Origin of the sequence: Schlesneria sp. (assembly GCF_036405755.1) — a bacterium.
Lineage (GTDB): Bacteria > Planctomycetota > Planctomycetia > Planctomycetales > Planctomycetaceae > Schlesneria > Schlesneria sphaerica.
Map to the genome: position 1 here is coordinate 1 of NZ_DASWWZ010000625.1, position 5,588 is coordinate 5,588.

The window sequence follows — 5,588 nt, forward strand, 5'->3', positions numbered from 1 at the left end:
TGGTCAAGGTCGGTTCCGCTGTCACGTACTATCGCATTATCCCGCTGCTCGACCTCTTCTGGGCCGACTTCGCCGCGGGTGACAAGAAAGCGGCCACGACCCGACTCAACAACGCGCTTTCCGAGGTTCCCAAGATCCCCAAGTTTGGTCGGACCCGACTCGAAATCGTCGGCCGGCTGATTGCCGCTCAGGTGGCTGCAGGGCGAATCCCGGACGCACTGAACATGTTGTCGACATTCCAGTCTTCCGAGAGCGAAGCGCAATTGGCCGCGCGACTGCAAATTGCGATGGACGGACGAGTCTCTCGGTTGTCTGACGCATTCTTCATCCTGCCCTGGGAATTCCCGCAGGCGGTGGCCGCCACCGCGTCGCTGTTGAATCGTGGAGAAATGGATGCTGCGATTGCCTGGGCCAGTGCGCAGAAAACCGACGAAGCCAAAGCCGAATGCCTGGCCATCTGGGCCGAACACATCGCCCGCACCACGGCGTCGAAGGGTGAAGTGGATCCGAACGGAGTAATCGCCAAAGCCATCGAGGGCCTGCCACCTTCGTTTGCAGCCCGCGTCTGGGCACGGGCCGGTTGCGGACGTGTCCTGGCGAAGGATCAGGAAGGGGCCGCGGCAGCCGTGAAGCTGGCTCTGGAAAAACTGTCAACGGTCACGCCACCACCAGAACCGACGATGCCGAATGTGAAAAACACGCAGCGATTTGCTCGCGATCTGCCTCCCCCCGACCCGTTGATTCAGGCAGCGATCGCGGCGACGCAAATCGCATTCGTGCAGGCTCAGTCGGCCGACACCGTTGCGGATGCAGAACAGTCACTCGATCTGGCCCTGACGTACATTCGCGCGACGGCTCCCACGTTCGCCGCAGCACAGCAGCGACAGGAAGAGACCGATCGCATGGGTAATACTGGACTGCAAAGCTTCCTCAAATCGGAACTTCGACTGAAGTCCGATGATGAAGCACGGACAACAGCCAGTAACTACAAGCGTGCACTCGCCGAGATCGTGCGCGCCGCCGAACAGAAACTTCAAACCGAAACAACCCTGCTCTCTCGACTGTGTGGCGCAGGAGTCGGGCTCTATCACAAAGTGTGGGTTGTCGTCAGCACACGGTCGACGGCAGACGATGTGAATCGTCGTGAGAACCTGTTCGCGACCCAACTGCCCGGTGAATTGATCGAAGGGCTGAAGGGGACCCCGGAAGAGAAAGCCATTCTCGGCGCCTGGGGACTCCGTTCCAACCAGCCCGTCCCACCCCGCCCCCCTTTCATTGAGTTCAATGAACTCCTGAAAACGGACGTCAACCGTGCGGTCCAGTTTGTACAAACCATTGATAACCGGAACAGTCGCCGTGAAGACATTCTGCTTCGGACGGCGTCGCTGCTCCCGACAATGGACAACCTGCCTCTCGCTTTCCAGTTTATCTCCAAGCTGGACGATATGGTGATCCGCGAAGAGTGCTACCGCCTGGCAGCCGCACTGGGAGCTCAGAATGGTCAGGCAGATCTGATCTGGAGCCAGATCTCACAGGTGCCCCAGAACACGGAAAAAACTTCGCTCTGCCGCGGCCTGATCGCCGGTCTGGTCAGTTCTCAGAAATCAGAGGCCGAATTCCCGGAACCATCCCCCGGTTCCTGATGGCCCCTGTCCGATTGCCATCGGCAAGCGCATCGGTTACCGCGGAAGTTCAGTCACGCCAGCTTCCGAGAACGGATGCAAAGCGGTAGGGATGCCGTGCGAGGAAGTCTGAGGGGGAATCCTCCGTCTCGAGCGACAGGACGATTCCCCCCTGCGCCGACATATTCGGCGTTGCAGGGGGCCGCCGTCAGAGTTTCATACATCGCCCCCGTCGGACAGTCGCGGCTTCGCGGCGATGGAGCACGCCCGCGTAAAGACCCCTGAAATACGAATGGCAGTGCCAGTCGCACCTTTTCCGCAGACGCGCAACTTTCCCCCAGACGCGTAATGAGAGAGTCAACAGACATGGCCAGCGAGATTCGTCCGGGGTCGGCCTTTGCGAGCTTCTTTCGGCTTCGATACACTGCGGGGCAATTCTCCTGTTTCCAATCAACCTTCCCGATCGAGCGTGTGAAACCATGGCCTATTTTCCAGATGTTCCCAAGATCGAATACGAAGGCCCAACCAGCCGGAACCCGCTCGCTTACAAGCACTACAACCCGGAAGAGGTCGTCGAAGGCCAGAAGCTGAAAGACCTGCTGCGTTATACCGTTTGCTACTGGCATACTTTCCGCGGCACGGGAAGCGATCCGTTCGGCTCGGCCACATTGCAGCGTCCCTGGGACGATGGTTCGGATTCGGTCGAGAACGCCGTGAAGCGGGTCGACGTCGCTTTCGAGTTCATCGAAAAGCTCGGCTGCCCCTTCTATGCCTTCCATGATCGGGACGTCGCACCGGAAGGAGCTACGCTCGCCCAGTCCAACAAGAATCTGGACATCGTTGCCAAGGCACTGAAAGAGGCACAAGAGCGAACCGGCATCAAGCTGTTGTGGGGAACAGCGAACATGTTCTCACACCCGCGCTTCATGCACGGCGCCGCGACCACCTGCAACGCAGACGTCTTCGCCTACGCGGCAGCACAGGTGAAGAAAGCGATGGAAGTCACCCATGAACTGGGTGGTGCGAACTATGTCTTCTGGGGTGGCCGCGAGGGTTACCACAACCTGTTCAACACCGACATGAAGCGAGAACTGGATCACCTGGCCAGATTCATGCACATGGCGGTCGACTACGCCAAACAGATCGGCTTCAAAGGACAGTTCCTGTTCGAGCCCAAGCCGAAAGAGCCGACAAAGCATCAGTACGACTTCGACGCGGCCGCGTGCCTGAACTTCTGTCGTTCGTACGGACTGCTCGATCACGTCAAACTGAACATCGAAACGAACCATGCCACACTGGCTGGCCATACCATGATGCACGAACTTGAGTACGCCCGTATTCAGGGTGCACTGGGAAGCATCGATGCCAACACAGGAGATATGCTGCTGGGCTGGGACACCGACCAGTTCCCCACCGATATCTACCTGACAACGCAGTGTATGCTGGTCATTCTGGAGCAAGGTGGAATCGCTCCGGGTGGAGTCAACTTTGATGCCAAAGTCCGGCGGGAAAGCTTCGAACCCGTCGATCTCTTCCACGCTCACATCGGCGCGATCGACGCGTTCGCACGCGGGGCCAAAATTGCGGCAGCGATCCGCAAGGATGGGGCTCTGAAAGACTTCGTCAAGAACCGCTACCGCAGCTTCGATTCAGGAATCGGGGCCGAGATCGAAGCAGGAAAAGCCAGCTTCGAATCGCTCGAAAAATACGTGCTGGGCAAGGACAAGCTCGAACCGAACGAGTCAGGCCGACAGGAACTGCTGGAAAACATCATCAATCAGTTCATCTGATCGAACGAAGCGATTGGCATCACCATTGTAAAACTGCCCCTGTTTCGGAGTCTTCTCCGAAGCAGGGCTCTTTTCCATATGTCCCTCTGGGGGGCTGCCACGAATGAGATCAATCCTTTTCGGGGCACTTCACATCCTGACTCGATAATCCTGAGTTCGGGTTGTGAGCCTCTGGGGCTTCACACACGAGGCCCGGAGAGCTGTGCAACCTATCCGGGCAACCCCTGAAGACTTTGATCACGCTCGTCCTTGCCTGGGATGCAATTCCTCTTTCCGGGCACCCGAGCGCAATCGAGCACGCTCATCTAGAAATCACCGCTGACGACAATCAACGTCTTTCCATCATGCGTCCATGTGGTATCAGTGTTATTGCGGGTTTCGTCCTGTCCCTTCACCAGTTGGGGAGGATCGTCCTTCTCGGGATTGAAGTCGTACAGCTGCGTCACGCCGCGTTCGGGGCAGAAGATCGCACACACGATACGATCCCCTTTGGGATGCCACGCGAAATCAGGGTGAACTTCCACATTCACGGAATGATGAACTTTCAGGACAGGCTTACCACCCACGCTTCGTAAGGTCGCGATCTCTTCGGTCCCGTCGCGCTTGACCCCTTTCAGGCAGATCTGCTCTGAATCGGGTGACCATGTCATATTAAAAAAGACTCGCCGGTAAGGGCTTTGCCCGGCTTCGAGGATGGTTTGAAACTCGTCTTTGACGATATCAAAGACTGACACCGCCGCACCTTCACTGAAGGCGATCTTGCGACCATCCGGAGACCATTGAGCCCCCCACCCCGGGCAGAGATGCTCCCGTTCTTCGCCGTCGATTTCGATGAGCCACACACCGCGAACGGGTTCATACCGTGAGCAAGTCAGAAACCGCCCCTCTTTCGACCACGTCGGCATCATGCCCGAACAGAGTTTCCGGGGTTCCCCCCCTTCCAGTTCCTTAATATAGATGGAAGATTCTCGCATCTTCTCCCCCGGCCAGGAATCGAAAGCAATCGCTTTCCCATCTGGTGACACACTGACAGAGCCATTCGCGTTGCCCCCCGGGAATCGATAGAGCGATTTCCAGCCCGTGCCGTCCTCGTTCAACACGAAGAACTCGTTGGGGATTTTCTGAGGCTTCTCTTGAGCGACCGCGCTTGTCGCACAGAGCGCGCAGATCAGAAATAAAGTTCCCCGCGACAACAGCTTCGAGCCTGGCGACCAGCGATACATAAGAGCCTCTTGCCGAGTTGAGAATTCGCCCATCGTTTCAACAACTTGATTGACGATGACCCGTCCTGCAAACGTTGTCAATCGCGTATCAGTGGGGTGCTGGAGACGACTAATAATCACCACTAACGACGATCAGCTTCTTTCCGTCGGGCGTCCAGCAACTATCGCTATTATTGCGAGTTTCATCCTGCCCCTTCAGCAAAACCGGAGGATCGCCGTTTCCTGGATTGAATTCATAGAGCTGCGTATGTCCCCGTTCCTTACAGAACATCGCGAAGACAACTCGATCTCCACGCGGGTGCCAGGCGAAATCCGCATTCACAGCGGTTCCTTTCACCGAGTGATGAACTTTGATTACGGGCTTGTCATCAGCAGTGCTGACCGTTGCTACTTCCTGCGTACCGTCCGGCTTGACTCCTTTAAAACAAAGCCGCTCACCGTCGGGTGACCAAGCCATATTCCAGTAAATCTGCTGATAGCCGTTCTCCTCACCATTAACGATGTTCCGAAAATCATCCTTAATGATATCGAACGCTTTAATCGTCGTCCCTTCGCTGAAGGCGATCGACTTCCCATCAGGTGACCATTGAGCCCCCCATCCCTGGCAAAGGTGCTCTCGCTGGTCCCCGGTGACCTCAAGAATCCAGACTCCGTAGGTCGGCTCGTTTCGAGAACAGGTGAGAAACCTGCCATCCTTTGACCAGGTCGGCATCATTCCTGAAACGATCATCCGCGGCTCGCCCCCCTGCAGTTCCTTCACAAAGATCGCCGATCCGGCCTGATTAATGTCCGGCCAGGAATCGAAGGCCATCCATTTGCCATCCGGCGAGACTGCAACAGAACCACAGGCAAAATGCCCTTCGAACCGAAAAAGCGACTCCCACCCGGTTCCGTCCTCATTCAACACAAAGAATTCGTCAGGAGTCTTGCGCCGATAGATGTACTCCTTTGGA

4 protein-coding genes are annotated in these 5,588 nt (G+C 56.8%); 2 read left to right on the top strand and 2 right to left on the bottom strand.

The window, feature by feature from the left end; genetic code table 11:
• The coding region (locus VGE80_RS20785; RefSeq protein ID WP_440593983.1) for a hypothetical protein at positions 1-1,643 on the top strand (1,643 nt) is incomplete at its 5' end.
• A 458-nt stretch (positions 1,644-2,101) separates the two neighbouring features.
• Positions 2,102-3,412 (top strand): xylose isomerase, encoded by a 1,311-nt coding sequence (gene xylA, locus VGE80_RS20790; RefSeq protein WP_373649475.1) that lies wholly within the window; start codon positions 2,102-2,104, stop codon positions 3,410-3,412.
• Between the two features lie 305 nt (positions 3,413-3,717).
• Here xylA and VGE80_RS20795 read toward each other — a convergent pair whose 3' ends face one another.
• Together VGE80_RS20795 and VGE80_RS20800 are read right to left on the bottom strand one after the other, a co-directional pair.
• On the bottom strand, positions 3,718-4,716 hold the full coding sequence (locus VGE80_RS20795; RefSeq protein ID WP_440593984.1) for a hypothetical protein: 999 nt from the start codon (positions 4,714-4,716) through the stop codon (positions 3,718-3,720).
• A gap of 28 nt (positions 4,717-4,744) precedes the next feature.
• Positions 4,745-5,588: TolB family protein (locus tag VGE80_RS20800; RefSeq protein ID WP_440593985.1), on the bottom strand; the 844-nt coding region annotated here is incomplete at its 5' end.